Origin of the sequence: Bacillus sp. MMSF_3353, assembly GCF_030733445.1 — a bacterium.
Lineage (GTDB): Bacteria > Bacillota > Bacilli > Bacillales > Bacillaceae_G > Bacillus_A > Bacillus_A wiedmannii.
This window is the reverse complement of sequence record NZ_JASHJA010000088.1, coordinates 1-1,618: the sequence shown is the minus strand read 5'-3', so window position 1 is coordinate 1,618 and position 1,618 is coordinate 1. Positions and strand designations below refer to the sequence as shown.

The 1,618-nt window shown below is 37.0% G+C and carries 1 protein-coding gene and 2 pseudogenes; all 3 read left to right on the top strand.

All coding sequences use genetic code 11. The features are described 5' to 3' along the window. Positions 1–330 (top strand): annotated as a pseudogene (locus tag RBB48_RS31575) (hypothetical protein); the annotation flags it as partial. 79 nt (positions 331–409) lie between these two features. Then, positions 410–925, top strand: a complete 516-nt coding sequence (locus RBB48_RS31570) for a hypothetical protein (protein WP_306008860.1) — start codon at positions 410–412, stop codon at positions 923–925. A 37-nt stretch (positions 926–962) separates the two neighbouring features. Next, positions 963–1,541, top strand: a pseudogene (locus RBB48_RS31565) (type IV secretory system conjugative DNA transfer family protein); the annotation flags it as partial. Between the last annotated feature and the right edge of the window lie 77 nt (positions 1,542–1,618).

The following is a 1,618-nucleotide window of genomic DNA, read 5'->3' as shown; positions in this document are numbered from 1 at the left end:
AAACCAACAGAGCCAGAAAAGCCAACAGAACCAGAGAAGCCGACAGAGCCAGAAAAGCCAACAGAACCAGAGAAACCAACAGAACCAGAGAAACCAACAGAGCCAGAAAAGCCAACAGAGCCAGAGAAGCCGACAGAGCCAGAGAAGCCAACAGAACCAGAGAAACCAACAGAACCGGAGAAACCAACAGAACCGGAAAAGCCAACGAATCCAGAGAAACCAACAGATCCGGAGAAACCAACAGAACCGGAAAAGCCAACAAATCCAGAGAAGCCAACGAATCAAGAAAAGCCAGTTCTGAAACAAAATGAAAAAGACGGTAGCGAGTAAATAAAGAAAAAACCAACTGATATTGCCAAAAAGGTACTCATAAAAAGAGTACCTTTTTAATTTGAAAGGGGGCATATAGATGTTTGTTAATAGTACAAATTTAGTGCAAATTTCAAGTCTAGATAAAAGTTTAATGGTGGTAGGTCGAGTGGGAACAGGGAAAACGAGGGACTTGAAGAAAATGGCTTTAAGTTTATCAAAAGTTTTAGTGTTAGATCCACTGAGGGAATACGAAGACGAAGCATTCGGGAAGCAAACAGAGGGTAATGTGACTTTACAACACTTGGATTGCGAATCGAATGAGGGGTATGGGAATTTTAAAATTACAGAAGATGTGATAAATATAGCTAAACAATATGAATACGTAATTGTAGATGAAACCAATTATTTATGTCAGGAAGATTTTATATACTTTCTCCAACAAATGAAGGATTCCGATATAAAAGTAGTAGCAAGTTTTCAACAAATGCCATCAGATGCCCAAATTACTAAGAAATTTGGATATATCATATCTTTAGATGTAACGAATGATTTCGATAAGATAACAGAGTATGAAAAATATAATTATGATTCGGGCTTTGGTTTAAAGAAGTAATACGTGTGGCTAGATTGAACAGAGGTGATGCTTTGATATGTATAGTGAAAAAATATCAATCAAATATAAATTGGCTGAAAAAGAAGTACTCATTCCATTGAGTGCTTTTTTGTTTGTTGGAATGTTATTGATCGCTAATTTTTTACTCAACTTATCCTTAGAGCTGATAGAAACAACTTTTAGTGATTTATTACATCCCAAACCGTTTCATATGGAGATAGGATTTCTTTTTCGGATGCCAATTGCAGAACATCCAATATACTACTTACTTGTTTTCCTTGTAGTGATTGGAACTATAGCGAGAACAGTGTACAAATTGAAATCTTCCTTTAAAAACTTAAATAATCATGAGAAAGGATCTAGTCGTTTTACAACAGTTGAAGAGCTGAAAAAGCAGTACCGAGCTGTACCAGATCGAGAGGAAACATTTAAAGGTAGCGGTGGTGTTGTTATCTCCCGATTAGGTGACAAGGTATTTATTGATGATAGCCCGGTAAACAATTTAATCATTGGTACAACACGCTCTGGTAAAGGAGAAACCTTTGTATTCCCTACAATTGATGTCTATTCTAGAGCGGAACATAAGCCATCTTTAATTTTTAACGATCCAAAGGGGGGTGCGACACGTTCCTAAGTGAAAAGCTTAGGCACTGTCGGACAATTGTTCAACAGTGAACTTTCATTCCGAGTTGT